18 protein-coding genes and 1 other annotated feature are annotated in these 18,235 nt (G+C 63.3%); of the genes, 8 read left to right on the forward strand and 10 right to left on the reverse strand.

Annotated features, from left to right (window positions below):
- Positions 1-53 precede the first annotated feature (53 nt).
- The 3 genes from LGH83_RS09205 to LGH83_RS09215 form a co-directional block, all read right to left on the reverse strand.
- A complete protein-coding gene (locus LGH83_RS09205; protein WP_227401524.1) occupies positions 54-1,523 on the reverse strand; it encodes a SulP family inorganic anion transporter in 1,470 nt (489 codons plus the stop codon).
- A 71-nt stretch (positions 1,524-1,594) separates the two neighbouring features.
- Positions 1,595-1,650 (reverse strand) — a sequence feature (sul1 is cis-regulatory element that is thought to sense ions involved in sulfur or methionine metabolism; They are found in Alphaproteobacteria).
- Between the two features lie 54 nt (positions 1,651-1,704).
- Positions 1,705-4,815 (reverse strand): efflux RND transporter permease subunit, encoded by a 3,111-nt coding sequence (locus tag LGH83_RS09210; RefSeq protein WP_227401525.1) that lies wholly within the window; start codon positions 4,813-4,815, stop codon positions 1,705-1,707.
- Between the two features lie 22 nt (positions 4,816-4,837).
- Positions 4,838-6,040 (reverse strand): efflux RND transporter periplasmic adaptor subunit, encoded by a 1,203-nt coding sequence (locus LGH83_RS09215; protein WP_227401526.1) that lies wholly within the window; start codon positions 6,038-6,040, stop codon positions 4,838-4,840.
- A gap of 209 nt (positions 6,041-6,249) precedes the next feature.
- Between LGH83_RS09215 and LGH83_RS09220 the strand changes: the two genes are divergently transcribed.
- Positions 6,250-7,059, forward strand: a complete 810-nt coding sequence (locus tag LGH83_RS09220) for an SDR family NAD(P)-dependent oxidoreductase (RefSeq protein WP_227401527.1) — start codon at positions 6,250-6,252, stop codon at positions 7,057-7,059.
- Positions 7,056-7,658, forward strand: coding sequence for a GNAT family N-acetyltransferase (locus LGH83_RS09225; RefSeq protein ID WP_227401528.1), 603 nt, complete (start codon positions 7,056-7,058; stop codon positions 7,656-7,658). The genes LGH83_RS09220 and LGH83_RS09225 overlap by 4 nt, the downstream gene beginning before the upstream one ends.
- A gap of 36 nt (positions 7,659-7,694) precedes the next feature.
- Here the strand turns inward: LGH83_RS09225 and pheT are convergent, their stop codons facing one another.
- From pheT to LGH83_RS09250, 5 genes are all read right to left on the reverse strand, one after another.
- Positions 7,695-10,121: a phenylalanine--tRNA ligase subunit beta gene (pheT, locus tag LGH83_RS09230; protein ID WP_227401529.1), complete on the reverse strand. Its 2,427-nt coding sequence runs from the start codon at positions 10,119-10,121 to the stop codon at positions 7,695-7,697.
- A gap of 76 nt (positions 10,122-10,197) precedes the next feature.
- On the reverse strand, positions 10,198-11,280 hold the full coding sequence (gene pheS / locus LGH83_RS09235; protein WP_227401530.1) for a phenylalanine--tRNA ligase subunit alpha: 1,083 nt from the start codon (positions 11,278-11,280) through the stop codon (positions 10,198-10,200).
- A 116-nt stretch (positions 11,281-11,396) separates the two neighbouring features.
- Complete coding sequence (gene rplT, locus LGH83_RS09240; protein ID WP_227401531.1) at positions 11,397-11,768, reverse strand: 50S ribosomal protein L20; 372 nt, start codon at positions 11,766-11,768, stop codon at positions 11,397-11,399.
- 41 nt (positions 11,769-11,809) lie between these two features.
- Positions 11,810-12,010, reverse strand: a complete 201-nt coding sequence (gene rpmI / locus LGH83_RS09245) for a 50S ribosomal protein L35 (RefSeq protein WP_131113164.1) — start codon at positions 12,008-12,010, stop codon at positions 11,810-11,812.
- A gap of 180 nt (positions 12,011-12,190) precedes the next feature.
- Positions 12,191-12,943 (reverse strand): C13 family peptidase, encoded by a 753-nt coding sequence (locus tag LGH83_RS09250; protein ID WP_227401532.1) that lies wholly within the window; start codon positions 12,941-12,943, stop codon positions 12,191-12,193.
- A 354-nt stretch (positions 12,944-13,297) separates the two neighbouring features.
- Between LGH83_RS09250 and LGH83_RS09255 the strand changes: the two genes are divergently transcribed.
- The 5 genes from LGH83_RS09255 to LGH83_RS09275 all read left to right on the forward strand — a co-directional run bounded on the left by LGH83_RS09255 (position 13,298) and on the right by LGH83_RS09275 (position 16,017).
- Positions 13,298-13,636 carry an AtpZ/AtpI family protein gene (locus LGH83_RS09255; protein WP_227401533.1) on the forward strand — a complete coding sequence of 113 codons (339 nt, stop codon included), beginning with the start codon at positions 13,298-13,300 and terminating at the stop codon, positions 13,634-13,636.
- 120 nt (positions 13,637-13,756) lie between these two features.
- On the forward strand, positions 13,757-14,515 hold the full coding sequence (locus LGH83_RS09260) for a F0F1 ATP synthase subunit A (RefSeq protein ID WP_165490983.1): 759 nt from the start codon (positions 13,757-13,759) through the stop codon (positions 14,513-14,515).
- A gap of 53 nt (positions 14,516-14,568) precedes the next feature.
- Complete coding sequence (locus LGH83_RS09265; RefSeq protein WP_413771128.1) at positions 14,569-14,829, forward strand: F0F1 ATP synthase subunit C; 261 nt, start codon at positions 14,569-14,571, stop codon at positions 14,827-14,829.
- A gap of 132 nt (positions 14,830-14,961) precedes the next feature.
- Complete coding sequence (locus LGH83_RS09270; RefSeq protein WP_227401534.1) at positions 14,962-15,519, forward strand: F0F1 ATP synthase subunit B'; 558 nt, start codon at positions 14,962-14,964, stop codon at positions 15,517-15,519.
- 12 nt (positions 15,520-15,531) lie between these two features.
- Entirely contained in the window at positions 15,532-16,017 is a 486-nt protein-coding gene (locus tag LGH83_RS09275; RefSeq protein ID WP_227401535.1) for an ATP F0F1 synthase subunit B, read from the forward strand.
- 101 nt (positions 16,018-16,118) lie between these two features.
- Here the strand turns inward: LGH83_RS09275 and LGH83_RS09280 are convergent, their stop codons facing one another.
- The gene (locus LGH83_RS09280; RefSeq protein WP_227401536.1) at positions 16,119-16,292 is read right to left on the reverse strand and encodes a hypothetical protein; all 174 of its coding nucleotides are present in this window, start codon (positions 16,290-16,292) and stop codon (positions 16,119-16,121) included.
- A 145-nt stretch (positions 16,293-16,437) separates the two neighbouring features.
- On the reverse strand, positions 16,438-17,088 hold the full coding sequence (locus LGH83_RS09285) for a hypothetical protein (RefSeq protein WP_227401537.1): 651 nt from the start codon (positions 17,086-17,088) through the stop codon (positions 16,438-16,440).
- A gap of 190 nt (positions 17,089-17,278) precedes the next feature.
- On the opposite strand from LGH83_RS09285, the gene dapF reads away from it, so the two are divergent.
- Positions 17,279-18,154, forward strand: coding sequence for a diaminopimelate epimerase (dapF, locus tag LGH83_RS09290; protein ID WP_227401538.1), 876 nt, complete (start codon positions 17,279-17,281; stop codon positions 18,152-18,154).
- Positions 18,155-18,235: the final 81 nt, after the last annotated feature.

The following is an 18,235-nucleotide window of genomic DNA, read 5'->3' on the forward strand; positions in this document are numbered from 1 at the left end:
CTGTCGCTCCGACCTAGCAGGGCCGGCCGACGCCCGCAATGGAGCAGCCGCGATCAGGGTTGCGGTGCGACCGTCGCTGAGGCGTCGATGCGCTCGACCAGGGTCGCGCTTGCCGCGTTCAGCCCGAACACCTCCACCGCGATGCCGTGGCTGACAAAGCGTTGACGGACGCGATCGAGGGCCGCCACGGCTGTGATGTCCCAAAAATGCGCGTGCGATAGGTCGATCAGGACGGATCGGCCCGTTGCTTCCCGGATGTCGAACGCGTCGACGAAGAGATCGGCCGAGGCAAAGAACACTTGCCCGACCACCCGGTAGGTGAGCCGCTGCGCGCCATCGTCGAGCTCCTGCGTGATCCGCAACAGGCGCGCGACCTTGAAGCTGAAAAAGACGCCACTGAGGAGCACGCCCACGGTGACGCCGAGCGCGAGATTGGACGTCGCGACCGTCACGGCCACGGTCGCGAGCATCACCGCGCTCGACATCTTCGGATGACGGACGACCGTCCGCAACGACGACCAGTCAAAGGTGTCGATCGACACCATCACCATCACGGCCACGAGGGCCGCTACCGGCACTTGCGACACCCAGGGCTTGAGCAACACCATGAGAATGAGCAGGAACGCCCCTGCGAAGAGCGTCGAGAACCGCCCGCGTCCGCCATATTTCACATTGCTGACCGTCTGGCCGATCATGCCGCAGCCCGCGATGCCGCCGAACAGGCTGGAAGCCAGATTGGCGAGGCCGAGACCCGTGCATTCACGGTTCTTCGAGCTCGGCGTATCGGTCAGATCATCCACCACGCTGGCGGTCATCAGGGATTCCAGCAGACCCACCATGCCGATCGCCAGGGCCGGCAACGCGATGATCTGCAGGGTTTCGAGCCTGAGCGGCACGTGAGGCCAGGCGAAAACCGGCATGCCGTCGGGGAGATGACCCAGATCCGCGATGGTTCGCAGGGGCAGATGCAGCGCCATCGCGGCCGCCGTCAGCACCACGATGCAGATCAGCGGTGAGGGGATCGCGGTGGTGAGGCGCGGCACGAGATAGATCAGCGCGAGGCCGGCCGCCAACACCGCATAGGTGAGCCACCCGCCTCCGATGATCTGCGGCATCTGGGCCGAGAAGATCAGGATCGCCAGGGCGTTGACGAACCCGGTCCGCACCGATTTCGACACGAACCGAAGCAGCACGCCAAGCCGCAACAGACCGAACAGGACCTGCATGAGGCCGGCCAGGAGCCCGGCGGCGAGGAGATATTGCAGGCCGTGACTGTGAACCAGGGGCGCAGCCACGAGAGCGACCGAGCCGGCTGCGGCCGAGATCATGGCGGGCCTGCCGCCCGCGAAGGCGATCACGATACCGATCACGAAGGACGCGAAAAGTCCGACTTGAGGGTCGACCCCGGCCGCGAACGAAAAAGCGATGACTTCGGGAATGAGAGCGACGGTGGCGACAGCCCCGGCCAGCATTTCGCGCACGGGATTTGTCAGCCATTGCTGGCGAACGGACGTCATGGTCATGAGGATTGATCTCGCAAGGGACAGCCGCCTGCTGTGCGATGAAGGAGCACATCTGCGGGATGGGTCTGTTGCGTGGTCCGGCGGATTGGCGGCCGGAAGAGCCACCCGGAATTGCACCGGGTCCGATCGAATGGCCTGACCTTACGGGTTTATTACTGCGGCGCAAGCCTCGATGCGATCGTTACTCCGCCGCGCGCGCCAACCCGTCGGGGCTGCTGGCCGGCACGATCAGATCGGGCCAGCCTCGGCCACGATTGTGATCGCGGGCCACGATCGTGTAGACCGCAGGCGTGACGAACAGCGTGAACAAGGTGCCGACGCTCATGCCGGCCGCGATCACCACGCCGATCGAGAACCGGCTCTGCGCGCCCGCTCCGGCCGCGAGGATGAGCGGGATCATCGACACAACCATGGCGGCCGTCGTCATCAAAATCGGCCGCAGTCGCACGCCAGCCGCATGCTCGATCGCGGCGCGACGCGACATGCCTTCCTCCTCCTGCATCCGGTTGGCGAATTCGACCATCAGGATGCCGTGTTTGGAGATCAGCCCGATCAGCGTCACAAGCCCGATCTGCGTGTAGATGTTGATCGATGTGGCGCCCACCACGCCGCCAATGTTCAACGGCAACAGAGCGCCGAACAACGATGTCGGCAGGGCGATCAGGATGATGAGCGGATCGCGGAAGCTCTCGAACTGAGCCGCGAGCACGAGATAGATCACGACGAGCGCGAACCCGAACGTCACCACCAGCGCAGACCCCTCCTGCTCATACTGGCGGCTATCGCCGCCAAAATCATAGGTATAGCCAGCCGGGAAGATCTCGGCCGCCTTCGCTTTGAGGAAATCGAGGCCCTCGCCGAGCGTATGGCCCGGGAACGGCACGCCCGACAGGGTCGCCGAATTAAGCTGTTGGAAGCTCGTCAAGGCATTCGGTTGCACCGATTGCGACACCCGCCCAACGGCGGACAGCGGGACAAGATCGCCGCCGAGCGAGCGCACCTGATAGCGGAGCAGCCAATCGGGTGTGTCGCGGAACTCGCGGGGTACTTGGGGGATGACCTCGTAGCTGCGGCCGTAGAGGTTGAAGCGATTGACGTAATTTCCGCCCAGCAGCGTCGCGAGCGTTCCGCCGATATCCGACATGTTGATGCCGATGCGGTTGGCCTTGTCGGCGTTGATCTTGAACTCGATTTGCGGCGTATCGAATTTCAGATCGGTATCGGTGAAGATGAAAAGACCACTGGCCTGAGCGGCTTTCTGGATCTGCTCCACGACGTCCGCGAGTTGCCGATAGTCGCCCGTCGTCCGCACGACGAATTGCAGCGGTGGCCCACCGGTCGAACCCGGCAGGGGCGGCGGCGAGAAAGCCAGCACCTGGGCCGAGGAGATGCCGCCGAACTTAGGCTGTAATTCGGCCAGTACTTGCTTCTGGTTGCGGGTGCGCTGCTCCCACGGCTTCATCAGCAGGCCCGAGAAAGCCGCATGCACGCCACCCGACCCGTTGATCGTGAACACATGGGCTTTTTCGGCCACCGTCTTAAAGACGCCGTCGAGCGCCTGCGTCGATTTCTCGAGATAGTCGAGGTTGGCATATTGCGGGGTTTTGACCAGCGTGAAGAGGATGCCCTGGTCCTCGTCCGGCGCCAATTCCTTCGGGGTCGTGACATAGAGCACGCCCGTCAGCACCAAGACGCCCGACAAGATCAGCATCGTCAGCGCGCGAAAATACAGGGTTCGGTGAAGCCGCCGCTCATACCGCCGACGCAGGCCCTCGAACATGCGATCGAGAAATCGGACAAAGCCGCCCTGCCCCTGCTGCGAGGTCAACAGTCGCGAGCACATCATCGGCGACAAGGTGAGCGCAACAACGCCCGACACCACCACGGCACCCGCGAGCGTGAAGGCAAATTCGCGGAAGAGCGCGCCCGTCAACCCAGCCACGAAGCCGATCGGCGCATAGACGGCCGCGAGCGTGATGGTCATCGAAATGACCGGGCCGGCGATTTCGCGTGCGCCTTTGAGCGCCGCGTCCTGCGGCGTCATCCCGTCCTCGATATGGCGATAGATGTTTTCCACCACGACGATCGCGTCATCGACCACGAGCCCGATCGCGAGCACCAGCGCCAGCAGGGTCAGGAGGTTGATCGAATAGCCGAGGGCCAGCAGAACGATCATCACGCCCACGAGCGAGAGCGGGATCGTCACGATGGGAATGAGGGTCGAGCGGAGATTTCCGAGAAACAGGAAAATCACCACGATGACGATGACGGCGGCTTCGCCCAGGGTCTTGGCGACCTCCGAGATCGAGGCACGGATGAATTCCGTCGAATCATAGGCGATTGCGGCGCTGATGCCCGGCGGCAATTCGGCCTTGAGGCTCCGGAAGGACGCGTTGACATTCTCGATGACGGTCAGCGGATTGGCGGTCGGGGTCGCATAGATGCCGACGAACACGGCCTTCAGCCCATCGAAGACCGAGGAGGATTCGACCGACTCCGGCCCGAGTTCGATGCTCGAAATATCGCCCATCCGGGTCAAGGCATCGCCACGCGACAGCGCCACCAGTTGCGAGAAAGCTTTGGCGCTGTCGAGCGAGGTCTCGGCATTGATGCTGGTCTGGGTGTAGTCCCCTTTGATCTGACCGGCGGCCGAGATGAAGTTATTGGCCACAAGCGCGACCCGCACGTCGTTGGCGGTCACGCCGCGCGCCGCCATGCGATTGGGGTCAAGCCAGATCCGCATCGCGAAGGTCTGGCCGCCGAGGATCTGCGCGTTGGCGACCCCGTCGATGGTTTGCAGCTTCGGCTGAACCACGCGGGTGATGTAGTCGGTGATCTGCGCCGAATCGAGCACCGGCGAATTGAACGAAATATACAGCAGGGCGAACCCCTGCCCGGTTTGCTTCACCACCACCGGATCATTGGCGTCGCGGGGCAACACACCCTTGACCTGCCCGACCTTGGACAACACGTCCGACACGGCCCTGTCCGGATTGGCGTTGAGCCGCAGGTTTAGCGTCACGGTCGAAGTATTCTGCTGGGACGACGAGACCAGCGTATCGATCCCCTCCGTACTAGCCACGGCCTGCTCGATCGGGGTCGTGATGAACCCCTTGATCAGATCGGCATTTGCGCCGGGATAGCTCGTCGTGATCGTAATCGTGGTCGAGGATAGTTCGGGATATTGCCGGATCGGGAGCTTGGTATAGGCCACGTAGCCGACCAGCAGGATCATCAGGCTGACGACGCTCGCCAGAACCGGACGCCGGATGAAGAGGTCGGTAAAAGCCATGGATCTCCCCTCCTGCGGGACGTTACTGGCGAGGGAGTGTATCGCGCGGCGTCAGGCCGCCTGTCGTCTCGATCGTCACATGTGCGTTCGGCTGCAACTTGATCTGACCCTCCGTCACGATCGTGTCGCCGGCCTGAAGACCGTCCGTGATGGCGATCCGGTCGCCCCGCGCTTCGGCGGTCCGCACGAAACGCCGCTCGACGATCAGGTCCGCGGCCGGGTCGATGGGTGCAGACGGCGAGGTGGCGGCGGGCGGCGTCGCGGCCTGAGCCGAACCGCTGTCGGCCGCAACGGGGGCAGGCTTCACCACATAGACGCTATCGCCATAGAGCGAGTAGGTGACGCCGGTCTTCGGAACCGTCACGACGTCGCGCGCCTTGCCGGACAGAACCGACACGTTGGCGAACATGCCCGGCAGCAACAGCTTATCCTTGTTGGCAACCTCCGCCCGAACGATCACGCTGCGCGAGTCGGTGCTGACGCGGCTGTCGATGGACTTCACCACACCCGCAAAATTGTCGGATGGAAATCCATCGACCGCGACGTCGATCGTCTGCCCCGTCGAAACGAGCGACAAGGCCTGTTCGGGGATCGGGAAATCGACGTAGATCGGGTCCAGCTGCGTCAGCGTCACGATCGCGGTTCCCGGCGACAGATACTGCCCGACATCGACCTTGCGGATGCCGAGACGCCCAGCGAATGGGGCCGCGAGGGTCTTCTGAGCGATGATCGCCTTCGAACGGTCGACACTGGCGGCAGCCGTGTCGCGGGTCGCCAGGGCAGAATCGACCGTTGCCCGGCTCGTATTGCCACCGGAAATCAGTTCCTGCTGACGCGACAGCGCGAGATCCGCGTTCCGCATGGTCGCGAGACCTGCCTTGAGATCGGCTTGTTCGGTCGAGGAATCGATGTCTACCAACACGGTTCCTTTGGCGACCTCCTGCCCGGACTCGAAGCGGATCGTCTGAACGATGCCGCCGACCTGGGCCGCCAGATCGATGCCTTGATACGGCTTGAAGCTGCCGATCGCGGGAACGCGCCTTACCCAGCTTTCAGTCGTGGCTTGTCCCACGACGACCGAGGTCGCCGGGTGTTTCATACCACCGATGATGGTCTTGATCATCTGCGGCTTGAAAACGAACTGGAAGAACGACAACCCGCCGATCACCCCGACCAGCAGGATCAATACGGCCACGAAGGCTATGCGCGCTTCACCGATCAGCATCCTTCGCGTTAAGCGGGTCGTCTAGACCTTCGCCCCGATCGACGCGTCGCGCCTTGCGAGGCCACGACGGATGACGGGGTTGTGGCCCGGCCCATGTCGCGGCATCCTGATCCCATCGACCGCGTTGTGGTTTACCGCTCCGACGCGGCAAGCGCAAACGCCACGGTCAAGATCAAGCCGCGCGGCGCCCATACGGACAAGAGGAAACAATGGCTCAACAGGCAGACGCGTCACACACCCATCCGATCGCCATGGTTCGCATTCCGGACCTCGCCGGCAAGGCGGTTCTGATCACCGGCGCCTCGACCGGCATCGGCGCGGCCGTTGCCCGCGCTTTCGCGCAGCAGGGCGCTAAGGTCGGCGTGCACTATAATGCCAGCGCCGACGACGCCAAACGGCTGCAGCAGGAGATCGAGACGAGCGGCGGGACCGCCGTCCTGATTCGCGGCGATGTGTCGGAAGAAGGCGAGACCGAACGCGTCGTCGAGGAGGCCGCCAAGGCGCTCGGCGGCCTCGATGGGCTTGTCAATAACGCGGGCGGCATGCTCGGCCGCGTCCCGACCGCCGACATGACCGATGCGCATTATGAAAAGGTGATGAACCTCAACGCTCGGTCGGTGCTGGCCGCGACCCGTGCGGCGCACCCGTTCCTGAAACAGCGCGGCGGGTTCATCATCAATACGACCTCGATCGCGGCCCGCAACGGCGGCGGCAATGGCGCGATCCTCTACGCGGCCTCGAAGGGCTTCGTCTCGACCATCACGCGCGGTCACGCCAAGGAATTCGTCGGCGACAAGATCCGCGTCAACGCCGTCGCGCCGGGCGTCATCGCAACGCCGTTTCACGAGCGCTACACGTCGGACGAGCAGATGGAGCAGCAGCGCAAGACCATCCCGATGGGCTTTGTCGGCACGTCGGAGGATTGCGTCGGCACCTATCTCTTCCTCGCCTCGGAGGCGATGTCGGGCTACATCACCGGGCAGATCATCGAGGTCAACGGCGGACAACTGATGCCATGAGCGGCCCAATCCTATCGGATGGATTCACCGACGTTCCAGCCGGCAAGATCGTCTGTGTGGTCACCAATCTCGAAATGTTGGCACGGCCGGACATGACCGTGCTGCCGGCGCCGCCCGGCATTTGCCTGCGGCACGTGGCAGATCCGGAACCCGATTGGTATCGCGGGCTGTTCCGGCGTGTCGGCGAGAACTGGCTCTGGCACGATCGTCTCGAACGCGACGACGTTGGCTTGGCTCAGATCATCGCCGACCCCGCCGTCGCGGTCTATGCGGTCGAGATCGAGGGTGTCGATCAGGGTCTTCTCGAACTCGATTTCCGCGAGGCGGACACCTGCGAGATCGCCTATTTCGGGATCGCCGCTCCACTCTCAGGCCAAGGCATCGGGCGTTGGTTGATGTCGGAGGCCATCGATCGCGCGTGGGCGAAGCCGATCCGGCGGTTTTGGGTTCACACCTGCACCTTGGATGATCCAAGCGCCGTGCGCTTCTACATGCGAAACGGTTTCGTGCCGTTTCGCATGCAGATCGAGATGACGGACGATCCGCGGCTCAAGGGCATCCTGTCGCCGGATGCGGCGCCGTTCGTGCCGCGAGTCTGAAAGACGCCGACCGTCGATGAGGCGGTCGGGCTTGGATCAGCGTCGCAGGGACGCTCCGGTTTTTTTGAGCACGTCCGCTTCGATCTTGAGGCTGATGGCCTCGAGATCCTGCTCTGTCATGGTGCGGTCGCGCGGCTGAAGCGTGACCGCGATCGCCACCGATTTCCGGCCCTCCGGCACACCCGCGCCGCGGTAGACGTCGAACACGGAGGCATCCACGATCGAGGCACGGTCGGCGCCCTGCACGGCCTTCAGGATGTCGGAAGCCGCGACAGCCTCATCGGCCAAGAACGCGAAATCTCGCTCGACCGGCATCAGGTCGGGCAGATCGAGCTTGCCGCGCGCCTTGGTGGGTTTGGCTTTCGGCGGCGGCAAGGCGTCGAGCACGATCTCGAACACCACAACGGGTCCCGCGCATCCCATCGCGTCCAGAACGGCGGGATGCAGTTCGCCGAACGATCCAATGACAGTCTTGGGACCGAGTTGCAGCGTTCCCGAACGGCCCGGATGGAGCCAGGCGGGGCCGCCGGGCACGACCTGGATGCTGGCCGCCGGGATGGCCAGGCTCGCCAGCAGCGCCAAAGCGTCGGCCTTCGCGTCGTAGACATCGACCGGCGTGTTGGCAGCGGCCCAATGGCGGCCCGCGCCGCCGATCTTCGCGGTGCCGCGACGGACCGCAGCGGCCGCGAACCGCTGGTCCGTCTCACCATCGCCCAGGAAGATCTGACCGACCTCGAACAGGGCGACATCCCCGATGCCGCGATCGGCGTTTCGTTGCGCCGCCGCGATCAAGCCCGGCAGCAGGCTCGGGCGCATGTCGGAGAGGTCCGCCGCGATCGGGTTGGCCAGCGCCAGGGCGGCCGAGCCGCCGCCGAACAAGGTGGCGCGCTGCTTCGACACGAACGACCACGTCACGGCCTCGAGCAGCCCGCACGAGGCGAGCGTCCGCTTGGCCAGCCGCGTCCGGCGCTGCAGAAGCGTCAGCACGGGCTTCGGCACGCCTGGAACCAGCCGAGGCAATGGCACGGGGACGACGTGATCGAGCCCCGCCAGACGAAGCACCTCTTCGACGAGATCGGCCTTGCCGGCCACATCGGGACGCCAAGTCGGGACCCGCACGCTCGCGGCCGTCTCGCTCGTCTGCTCGACCGAAAAGCCGAGCCGTTCGAGGCTGTCGCGCATCGTGGCTTGCGGCAGATCGAGCCCCGTGAGGCGCTTGACCTCCGACCAGGGGAAATCGATCCGCAAGTTCGGGTCAGGCACGCGGCCGACCAAGACGAGATCGGATGGCGTGCCGCCGCAGAGCTGCATCACGAGCGTCGTGGCCCATTCGGCGCCTGCGACGCAGAAGGCGGGATCCACCCCGCGTTCGAAGCGGTAGCGCGCATCCGTGTTGATGCCGAGCTTACGGCCGGTCTGCGCGATATTGCCCGCGTCCCACAAGGCGCTTTCGATCAGAACGTCGGTGGTATGCTCGTCGCAGCCGCTAGCCTCGCCGCCCATGATGCCGGCAATCGATTCCGGACCGCGATCGTCAGCGATCACGACCATCGTGGCGTCGAGCGCATGGGTCTTGCCATCGAGCCCGACGATCGTCTCGCCCGCTTCGGCGCGACGCACCCGCAGGGTGCCCTGCACCTTGTTGGCATCGAAGACGTGGAGCGGGCGGCCACGATCGAAGGTGATGTAGTTGGTGACATCGACGAGAGCGCTGATCGGCCGAAGCCCGATCGCGCGCAAACGGCGCTGCATCCACTCCGGCGAAGGGCCGTTCTTGACGCCGCGGACGAGGCGCAGCGCAAAGGCCGGCGCGAGATGTGCGTCGCCGTCCAAAAGATCGAGCGACACGGTGACGGGGCACGGAAATGCCCCCTCGACGGGCGCAACAGGCGCGGTCGTCACCGTGCCGAGGCCGGCCGCCGCGAGATCCCGCGCGATGCCGTGGATGCTCGCCGCATCGGGGCGGTTCGGGGTCAGGTTGATGTCGATGACCGGATCGTCGAGCTTCGCCCAGGTGGCATAAGGCTGACCGACAGGCGCATCGGCGGCCAGATCGAGGATGCCGTCGTGATCGTCCGAAAGGCCGAGTTCGGAGCCCGAACACAACATGCCGTTAGACTCGACTCCCCGGATCACACCCGAGCCGAGCGTGATGCCCTTGCCCGGAATGAAGGTGCCGGGGGGCGAGAAGACCGAAAGCATTCCGGTGCGCGCGTTCGGCGCACCGCAGACGACCTGCACCGGCGTCCCCGACCCCGTATCGACCGAACAGACCCGCAGCCGATCGGCATTCGGATGCTGGACGGCTTCGATGACGCGGGCGATGACGAAGCCGCTGAGCTGCGCGCTTGGATCGTCGACCCCTTCGACCTCGAGCCCGATCTGCGTCAGCTTATCGACGATCGTCTCGAGCGAAGCCGCCGTGTCGAGATGGTCCTTGAGCCAGGACAACGTGAATTTCATGAGACTGACTTCAGCAAGACGGGACGGAAGAGGCGGGTCGGCATGAGGTTGGGCAGACGCTGGCCCTGCTCTCCCCTCACCCGCTGAGCCCGCCAGCGAGCGACGGCACGTCGAGCGGCCGAAACCCATAATGGCGAAGCCAGCGCACATCGCCGTCGAAGAACGGGCGTAGGTCCGTCATGCCGTATTTCAGCATCGCGATCCGGTCGATGCCCATGCCCCAGGCAAAGCCCTGATACTCGTCCGGGTCGATGCCGCAATGGCGGAGCACATTGGGGTGGACCATGCCGCAGCCGAGGATTTCGAGCCAATCTTCACCCTGGCCGAAGCGAATCTCTCCGGCCTGCCGTGAGCATTGGATGTCCACCTCCATCGAGGGCTCGGTGAACGGGAAGAACGACGGACGAAACCGCATTTTCACAGTATCGACTTCGAAGAACGCCTTGCAAAACTCCTGCAGGATCCACTTGAGGTTGGCGAGGTTGGCGGTCTTGTCGATCACCAGCCCCTCCACCTGATGGAACATCGGCGTATGGGTCTGATCGGAATCGTTACGGTAGGTTCGGCCTGGGCAGATGATGCGGAATGGCGGCTTGCCGCCCATCATGGTCCGGATCTGCACCGGGCTGGTATGAGTCCGCAGCAACTTCCGGTCGCCGTTCGCATCGGGCGAGAAGAAGAACGTGTCGTGCATTTCGCGCGCCGGGTGGCCGGGCGGGAAGTTCAGCGCGGTGAAATTAAAGAAGTCGGTCTCGACGTCGGGGCCTTCGGCCACCGAAAAGCCCATGTCGGCGAAGATCGCGGTCAGCTCATCCGTCACCTGCGTGATGGGATGGATGCGGCCGGTGTTCACCGCAGTATCGCGCACCGGCAGGGTCACATCGACCCGCTCAGCCGACAGGCGCGCCGTCAAGGCGGCTTCGGCCAGCACGGCCTTCCGCGACGCAAGAGCCTCGGTGACGCGGTCCTTCACGGCATTGATCGCCGCGCCTTGCGTTTTCCGCTCGTCCGGCGACATCTTTCCGAGCGTCGCCAGCAGCGCCGAAACGCGACCCTTCTTGCCAAGAGCCGAGACCCGGACGGCATCGAGAGCCGCTTCGCTCGACGCGGCGGCGACCTCGGCCAGCACCTGACCCTCGAGTTCGATCACGTTGGACATCGGAAGGCCGTTTCTGGACAAAAACCAAAACGCGGCCTCGAATGGGCCGCGCTTATCGTGCATCGGTCAGAACCGAAGGCCGGACCGGCCTCGGGCCGCCCCGACCAAATGTCTTCTTAGTTCGCGGCCGCGACCGGAAGCGCGCTCTTGGCCTTCTCGAAAATGGCCTTGAAGGCTTCGGGTTCGTGGATCGCGAGATCGGAGAGGACCTTTCGGTCGATCTCGATACCGGCGCGAGCCAGGCCGTCGATGAAGCGGCTGTAGGGCATGCCCAATTCGCGGACAGCCGCGTTGATGCGCTGGATCCACAAGGCGCGGAACGTGCGCTTCTTGTTCTTCCGGTCGCGATACGCATATTGCATCGACTTTTCGACCGCCTGCTTGGCGATCCGGATGGTGTTCTTGCGACGGCCGTAGAAGCCTTTGGCGGCCTCGAAAACCTTTTTATGCTTGGCGTGAGACGTTACGCCACGTTTAACACGTGCCATGGAAATTATCCTCGATCAAAAACGGATTGGGTCGGCTGCGATCAGCCGTTCGGCAGAAAATACTTGATGATATTGTCACCATCGCTCTTGAAGAGCACGTTGGTGCCGCGATGATTGCGGATCTGCTTGTTGGTCCGTTTGATCATGCCATGGCGCTTACCGGCTTGCGTATAAACGACCTTGCCGGTTCCGGTGATTTTGAAGCGCTTTTTTGCGCCTGACTTCGTCTTCAGCTTGGGCATTTGCTCTCTCCACATAGGACGCGAGCCTCACCACCGGATGGCAGCGGGACGCGAGTATCGTTCGTTTTTGGACGAGCGAAGGAATCGCCACGGCAGCCCTGATGAGCCGGACGGTTCGAAGGGACGTGTTTATAGCCGCAACACCGCTTTTGGCAACACTCTTTCGCGGGCCTTGGGCGACTATGGTGCGGCGAGCGCGCTGAGCACGTTGGCGCCACCAGCCATCTGCGGGTTCGACGGATCGAAGCCGTCCTTCACTTCGCGGGCTCGCACGAGTTCGGCCGCATGGGCGAACACGCGGTCGAGCGGCTCCCGGCCAGCCAAGGATTGGCGCAGCGCCTGATTGAAGAAAGCATCGCCGAAATAGGTCCATCGTGCACCGGCCTGGCACCCGAAGGAGGGATGATCGGCATCGGCCGCGGTGATCACCACCATGTCCGGATCGGCCAAGGACGTGTAAACGCCCGCAAAACACGCCGACACGATCAGAACCTTGCGGCGGATCTTGCTCGCAGCGAGCAGCCGCCGGAGCGCGGCCGGCGGCAGAATACCTTCCTGGTCGCCGCCCTTCTCGGCGATGCCCTGTGGCGAACCATGCGAGGTCAGGACCACGAAGAGGACATCGCGCGCTGGATCGAGGCCGCGTTCGGCGCTCCGAATGGCGAGCACCATGCCGACCGGACCCGCGGCAAAACCCTTTCGGGTGTTGGAGCGGATCTCGACCGGGCCGCCGTGGCCATAGCGCGCCGCCAGCACATGCGCGGCGCCCTTGGCTTCGGAGAGAAATACGCCTTGTTGGCTCCAGAGCGCCAGCGCGACGACACCTGCCTTGAGGCTCGGCGCCGCGAGGGCGCCGCTGACCGGATCGATCGACAGAGCGACAAGCAGACCGAACACAGGCTTGCGGACGCGCGCGAACAGCCAAAACAGCATCGACGATCTCCATGGACGTGTGAACCTTAGGACCACATGCGCGACGCAGCCAATCGGAATCCACGAGATCACCGCCGCTCAAAATCTGGCCAAATTCGGAACAGCCTGTGCAGTTTTCGCCACAGATCCACGGACATAAGTCGATTACTCAATTTATTCAAAGGTTTACGACCATACTGGCTTTCTTGACATGCCTATTGTCCGTCCATATGTTGCCGCCCGAAGCGGAGGAGTGTCGAAGATCGCGACGCTCTGACGCCTGTTAAGACAATGCTGCTGAATGCCCGTCCGACTGCACTTTGGGTTGGATGTCGACTTTAGCTAAAAACATGGGCGTGGTTGGGAGGACATCCGGTGGCTGAACCCGACGATCATCGGGGCTTGCATGACGATGACGCCATGCGGACCCGTCTGTCGGACTTGTCGCGGGATTTGTCGCGCAACACACCGAAGAAGCCAGACCTCTCATCCGGGTCGGGTCCCTCGGCGAACGGCATGGGACAGGCCATCAGTCTCGGCGTCCGGGTGACCTCGGAATTTGCTGCGGCGGTTGTGGTCGGGGCCGTCATCGGGTGGCAGATCGATCGATGGGTTGGTTCATCGCCTGCGGCACTGATCGCGTTCGTCGCGATTGGCACAGCGGCCGGGTTCTGGAATGTCTATCGCGTGGCGACGAAGACGGGCGGCAAGTAGCCGCTTCGAAGTTGGGTTAAGGCGGGTTGAGCCCGTTTGTAGACGTGAGTGGGCGCGAGCCCATGGACTTTTTGCAGGTCGGGCAACGGTAACGATGCATCGACGTTTGGGAGTTTCGGCGTGCCGGAAAATGCGATCGATCCGATCCATCAGTTCAATATCGAGCGGCTGTTCACGCTGCATCCGTTCGGCATCGATGCGTCCTTCACGAATGCGTCGCTCTTGATGGTGATCATCCTCGGCCTCGTCACCATCCTGATGATCGTCGGAACGTCGCGTCGGTCGATGGTGCCGGGCCGGCTCCAGGCCGCGGCCGAGATGTCCTATGAATTCGTGGCCGACACGGTGCGTGGCACGGCAGGCGAAGAAGGCATGCGGTTCTTCCCCTTCGTGTTCAGCCTGTTCATGTTCGTGCTGTTCGCCAACATCCTCGGTTTGCTGCCGTTCAGCTATACGGTGACGAGCCAAATCGTCGTGACCTTCGCGCTCGCGGCGCTCGTCATGACGGTCGTGATCGCCTACGGCATCTTCAAACACGGCACGCATTTCCTGAATCTCTTCGCCCCCTCGGGCGTCTCGATCTTCATTCTTCCGTTCATCATCCTGATCGAGGTGATTTCCTTCGTGGCGCGGCCGATCTCGCTATCGGTTCGCCTGTTCGCCAACATGCTGGCGGGTCACATCACCCTGAAAGTTTTCGGCGGCTTCGTGGTCCTGCTGCTGGGTGCCGGCGGCGCCGCGGCGCTGATCGCGCCTTTGCCCATGCTCGCCATCATCGTGCTCACGGCGTTTGAACTTCTGGTCGCGGTTTTGCAGGCCTACGTTTTCGCCATCCTCACTTGCGTCTACCTGAACGACGCAATCCATCCGGGCCACTGATAAAGATCCTAACAACAAACGTTGCCCGATCTACCATCCGAACGGAGTTTCAAATGGATCCCACAACCGCCAGAGAACTTGCTGCCAGCTACATGGACGCCGCCAAATTTATCGGCGCGGGTCTTGCGGCCATCGGCATGGGCGCCGCCGCCATCGGCGTCGGTACGATTTTCGGCAGCTTCCTGACAGGCGCGCTGCGTAACCCCTCGGCCGCCGACGCTCAATTTGGCCGGGCCTTCATCGGCGCGGCGCTGGCCGAAGGTCTCGGCATCTTCGCGTTCTTGGTGGCGATCCTGCTGCTGTTCGTGAAGTAACACCGACGCTTTGGGCCGACGCTCCTAAGGGGTGTCGGCCCCTTTCGCGTTATCGGATCGTGCGTCGTGGCACCCTGTTGCCAAGCACGCGATGTCGCACTCCTCCGACCACCGGATCATCGAAGGACCTCCATGGCCGTCCCCGTCTCCTCAGAGTCTCTGCCCGCCGGCATCGTGAACAATCCCGACGCAGGGCATCAGGTCGGGGTTTTTCCGCCATTCGATGCACATAATTTCGTCCCGCAGATCATCTGGCTCGTGATCATCTTCGGCGCGCTCTACTGGCTGATGTCCCGCATCGCTCTGCCGCGCGTCGAGAATATTTTGGAAGCCCGCCGGGGCCGGATCGAGGGCGACCTCTCCGACGCGAGGTCCATGCAGGATCAGGCTCACGCAGCCGGCGTCTCCTACGACAAGACCCTTGCGGATGCCAAAGGCCGCGCCCAGGCGATGGCTCAGCAAACTCATGACGCGCTCCATGCCGAATCCGAGGCGAAGCGTCATGCGCTGGAGACGGCCCTGAATGCGAAGCTCGCGACGGCCGACGCTCAGATCAACGAGACCAAAACGCGCGCGATGAGCAATGTCGAAACGATCGCGCGGGACACGGCATCCGCCATCGTCCAGCATCTGACCGGGACGGCTCCAAGCGCCGAGGCCGTGGCGGCTGCCGCCGCCAAGCCGAACTGAGGCAGGATCACCATGCATTTCGACGCTGAATTCTACGTCGCCATCGGCTTTATCGTTTTCGTGCTCGGCCTGGGTTATCTCGGCGTGCACAAACAACTCAGCGCCGCGCTGGACGGACGCGCCGATAAGATCCGGGCTGAACTGGCCGAAGCCAAACGTCTTCGCGACGAGGCCGATGCGGTGTTGCAAAGCTTTAAGCGGAAGGCCGAACAGGCCGAGGTCGAAGCGGCCGCGATCGTTGCCCAGGCGCGTGACGAAGCCGCCATGTTGGCAACCGAAACCGAAGCCCGTCTTGTCGACTTCGTGGCACGACGCACGAAACAAGCCGAGGCCAAGATCGCCATGGCGGAGAGTCAAGCCGCGGCCGACGTGCGCGCGGCGGCGGCTGAAGCTGCGGTTGCGATCGCGGCGCGGGTTTTTAAGGCCGATCCTCAAGGAACCGGGGCAGCTCATTTGGTCGATGCGGAAATCGGCCGGCTTCGCGCCAAGCTCAACTGATCGACGAGCCAGCGGAATCTAACGCTGGGTCTGGGGCCTCGCCCCCCATAAAAAAAAAACCGGCCAACTGGCCGGCTTTCGCTCATCAGAATACAGAAACGTCACGGCTGCAAAAGCGGCGCTGCGTGATAGGCCGTCACCGCTGCCTGAAGCAGAATGACCGAGCCGAGGAGAGCCAGAATAACGCGTCCGGCGTTTGCGACGCGATCGGTAGCATTCTGAGATGCCGCAACCGCGATCGCGCGAGCGGGACGGCGGTGATTGGTGTGGTCCATTCGTCTACCCTCTCAAGCGCACAGTCGCGATGTCAAAGCGTAGACCTTGATATGGTTCCGGCGCAAGCGAACAGAAGTGACATTCTGACGCCTTGAAGCGGATGCCGTTAACGGGGCCCTGTTCCGGTGGGTTGACGCGAGCGCGTTACCGCATGTGCCGCCGACTTTTCTTGGCGATCGGTGCGGCGCCGGTGCCTTTTTCATCGAAGCCGACCACGACCGTGTAGTCTTCCTGTGCTTGCGCCGAGACGAACTGAACCGCGATCGGGTCCGACACAAGAGAAAAGTCTCCCTGACTCTGGCCTCCCGGTACCGTCACCGGAATGCGATAGAACTTCGAAAGGATGACCTGCTGGGTCTTTTCGTTACGGATCGCGATGCGGATCGGCGCCGTGAACGAACCAGCCGTACCGGCCGGGCCGATCAATACACGCCCCTCGAGCCCGACTTTCAGCACAAGATTGCTGCCGACGTGCGAGCATTCGCGAACGACGTCGCCAAGCGAATATTGATATTTGACCGACGCATTGGATTGGTCAGCGCCCGCATAGGTCCGGAGCGATGCCGTGCCGTCCAGTACCTCGACGTTCGGACATTCGAGCTTTTCCTCGATTGCGGCCGGCTTCGCCGGTCCCACGTTCAAGTTATTGAACGCAATGAGGTTGCCCAGCATCGTGCCGTTATCGGAGGTCTTCGGCTCGAAGCCGCTCGTCCCACCGCACCCGCTCAGAACGATCGGGATGATCGTGCAAAAACCGATCCTGGCGATCCGCCCGGCAGCACCACTAACCGTCATCCTACGCTCCCGATTCCGACATCCTTGGGGGTCCGGCCAAATCAGAAATCAGCCCGCCGCCAAAGGCTCAGCTTACGCCTCGCATCAGGCTCTTATACCAGCTTTGCGCCGCGTCACCAGACGAGGCCGTCGCGCTTGGTTGATTCTTGGCCCTGGCGAGCGACAGGCAAATCGCCTATATGGCCCGACCATGACATCAGCCGCTGCAGCGATCGATGCGCCTTTGCGCTTCGCGAAGATGAACGGAATCGGCAACTCGATCCTGGTCGTCGACACACGCGGCCATGCAGCGCTCGACGAGGCGACGGCGCGATCCCTCGGCGCTCGACCGGGGCTCGGTTTCGATCAATTGATGGCGATCGGGGATGGGCGCGGCGCGGGACGTCCGCCCTTCGTCGATATCTTCAACCAAGATGGGTCAAAGGCGGGCGCTTGCGGCAATGGCACGCGTTGCGTCGCATGGTTCCTGCTCGAGGGGAGCGACGACCAGTCTGTGACGGTTGAAACGGTTGCGGGCGAGTTGGTCTGCAGGCGCCAGCGGGACGGCCTTTTCACGGTCGACATGGGGGTCCCGCATGTCGGATGGCATGATATTCCGTTGCGTGACGCGATTGAGGACACGACATCCTTTGCCCTGGAGCCGACCTCGGCCTGGATTGAGGCGCTCGGACCGGTGTCGGCTGTGAGCATGGGCAACCCCCATGCAGTGTTCTGGATCGCCCCCGATGCTCCGCCGCCTCCGCTCGCGACGCTCGGCCCCGCCCTCGAACATCATCCGATGTTTCCGGACCGCGCCAATATTTCCTTCGCCCGTGTGATGTCGCCCACCTTGATCCACCTCGATGTCTGGGAACGCGGTGCCGGCTTGACCAAGGCGTGCGGCTCGGCTGCTTGTGCGACATTGGTTGCGGCGGTGCGTAGCCATCGTGTCTTGCGGCGCGCCGATGTGGTGCTGCCGGGCGGAACACTGACGATCGAGTGGCGTGATACCGACCAGCACGTCGTGATGACCGGGGCGGTCGAGCTCGAACATCGGGGTCTGGTCGACCGGAATCCGACGGCTTGACGGCGATCGAGGGAGACGCGCGCTCTCGCGCCTCTGTCGAGGTAGTGACGTTCGGTTGCCGCCTCAACATCGTCGAATCCG

This window comes from Lichenihabitans sp. PAMC28606, assembly GCF_020616535.1.
Taxonomy (GTDB): Bacteria; Pseudomonadota; Alphaproteobacteria; order Rhizobiales; family Beijerinckiaceae; genus Lichenihabitans; species Lichenihabitans psoromatis.

Coding starts and splice junctions, on each gene's coding strand:
- LGH83_RS09265 (WP_413771128.1), top strand. CDS start 14,569: ATGGATCCCACAACCGCCAGAGAACTTGCTGCCAGCTACATGGACGCC.
- LGH83_RS09225 (WP_227401528.1), top strand. CDS start 7,056: ATGAGCGGCCCAATCCTATCGGATGGATTCACCGACGTTCCAGCCGGC.
- LGH83_RS09220 (WP_227401527.1), top strand. CDS start 6,250: ATGGCTCAACAGGCAGACGCGTCACACACCCATCCGATCGCCATGGTT.
- LGH83_RS09250 (WP_227401532.1), bottom strand. CDS start 12,943: ATGCTGTTTTGGCTGTTCGCGCGCGTCCGCAAGCCTGTGTTCGGTCTG.
- LGH83_RS09270 (WP_227401534.1), top strand. CDS start 14,962: ATGGCCGTCCCCGTCTCCTCAGAGTCTCTGCCCGCCGGCATCGTGAAC.
- LGH83_RS09275 (WP_227401535.1), top strand. CDS start 15,532: ATGCATTTCGACGCTGAATTCTACGTCGCCATCGGCTTTATCGTTTTC.
- LGH83_RS09215 (WP_227401526.1), bottom strand. CDS start 6,040: ATGCTGATCGGTGAAGCGCGCATAGCCTTCGTGGCCGTATTGATCCTG.
- pheT (WP_227401529.1), bottom strand. CDS start 10,121: ATGAAATTCACGTTGTCCTGGCTCAAGGACCATCTCGACACGGCGGCT.
- LGH83_RS09210 (WP_227401525.1), bottom strand. CDS start 4,815: ATGGCTTTTACCGACCTCTTCATCCGGCGTCCGGTTCTGGCGAGCGTC.
- rpmI (WP_131113164.1), bottom strand. CDS start 12,010: ATGCCCAAGCTGAAGACGAAGTCAGGCGCAAAAAAGCGCTTCAAAATC.
- LGH83_RS09285 (WP_227401537.1), bottom strand. CDS start 17,088: ATGACGGTTAGTGGTGCTGCCGGGCGGATCGCCAGGATCGGTTTTTGC.
- LGH83_RS09205 (WP_227401524.1), bottom strand. CDS start 1,523: ATGACCATGACGTCCGTTCGCCAGCAATGGCTGACAAATCCCGTGCGC.
- LGH83_RS09280 (WP_227401536.1), bottom strand. CDS start 16,292: ATGGACCACACCAATCACCGCCGTCCCGCTCGCGCGATCGCGGTTGCG.
- rplT (WP_227401531.1), bottom strand. CDS start 11,768: ATGGCACGTGTTAAACGTGGCGTAACGTCTCACGCCAAGCATAAAAAG.
- dapF (WP_227401538.1), top strand. CDS start 17,279: ATGACATCAGCCGCTGCAGCGATCGATGCGCCTTTGCGCTTCGCGAAG.
- pheS (WP_227401530.1), bottom strand. CDS start 11,280: ATGTCCAACGTGATCGAACTCGAGGGTCAGGTGCTGGCCGAGGTCGCC.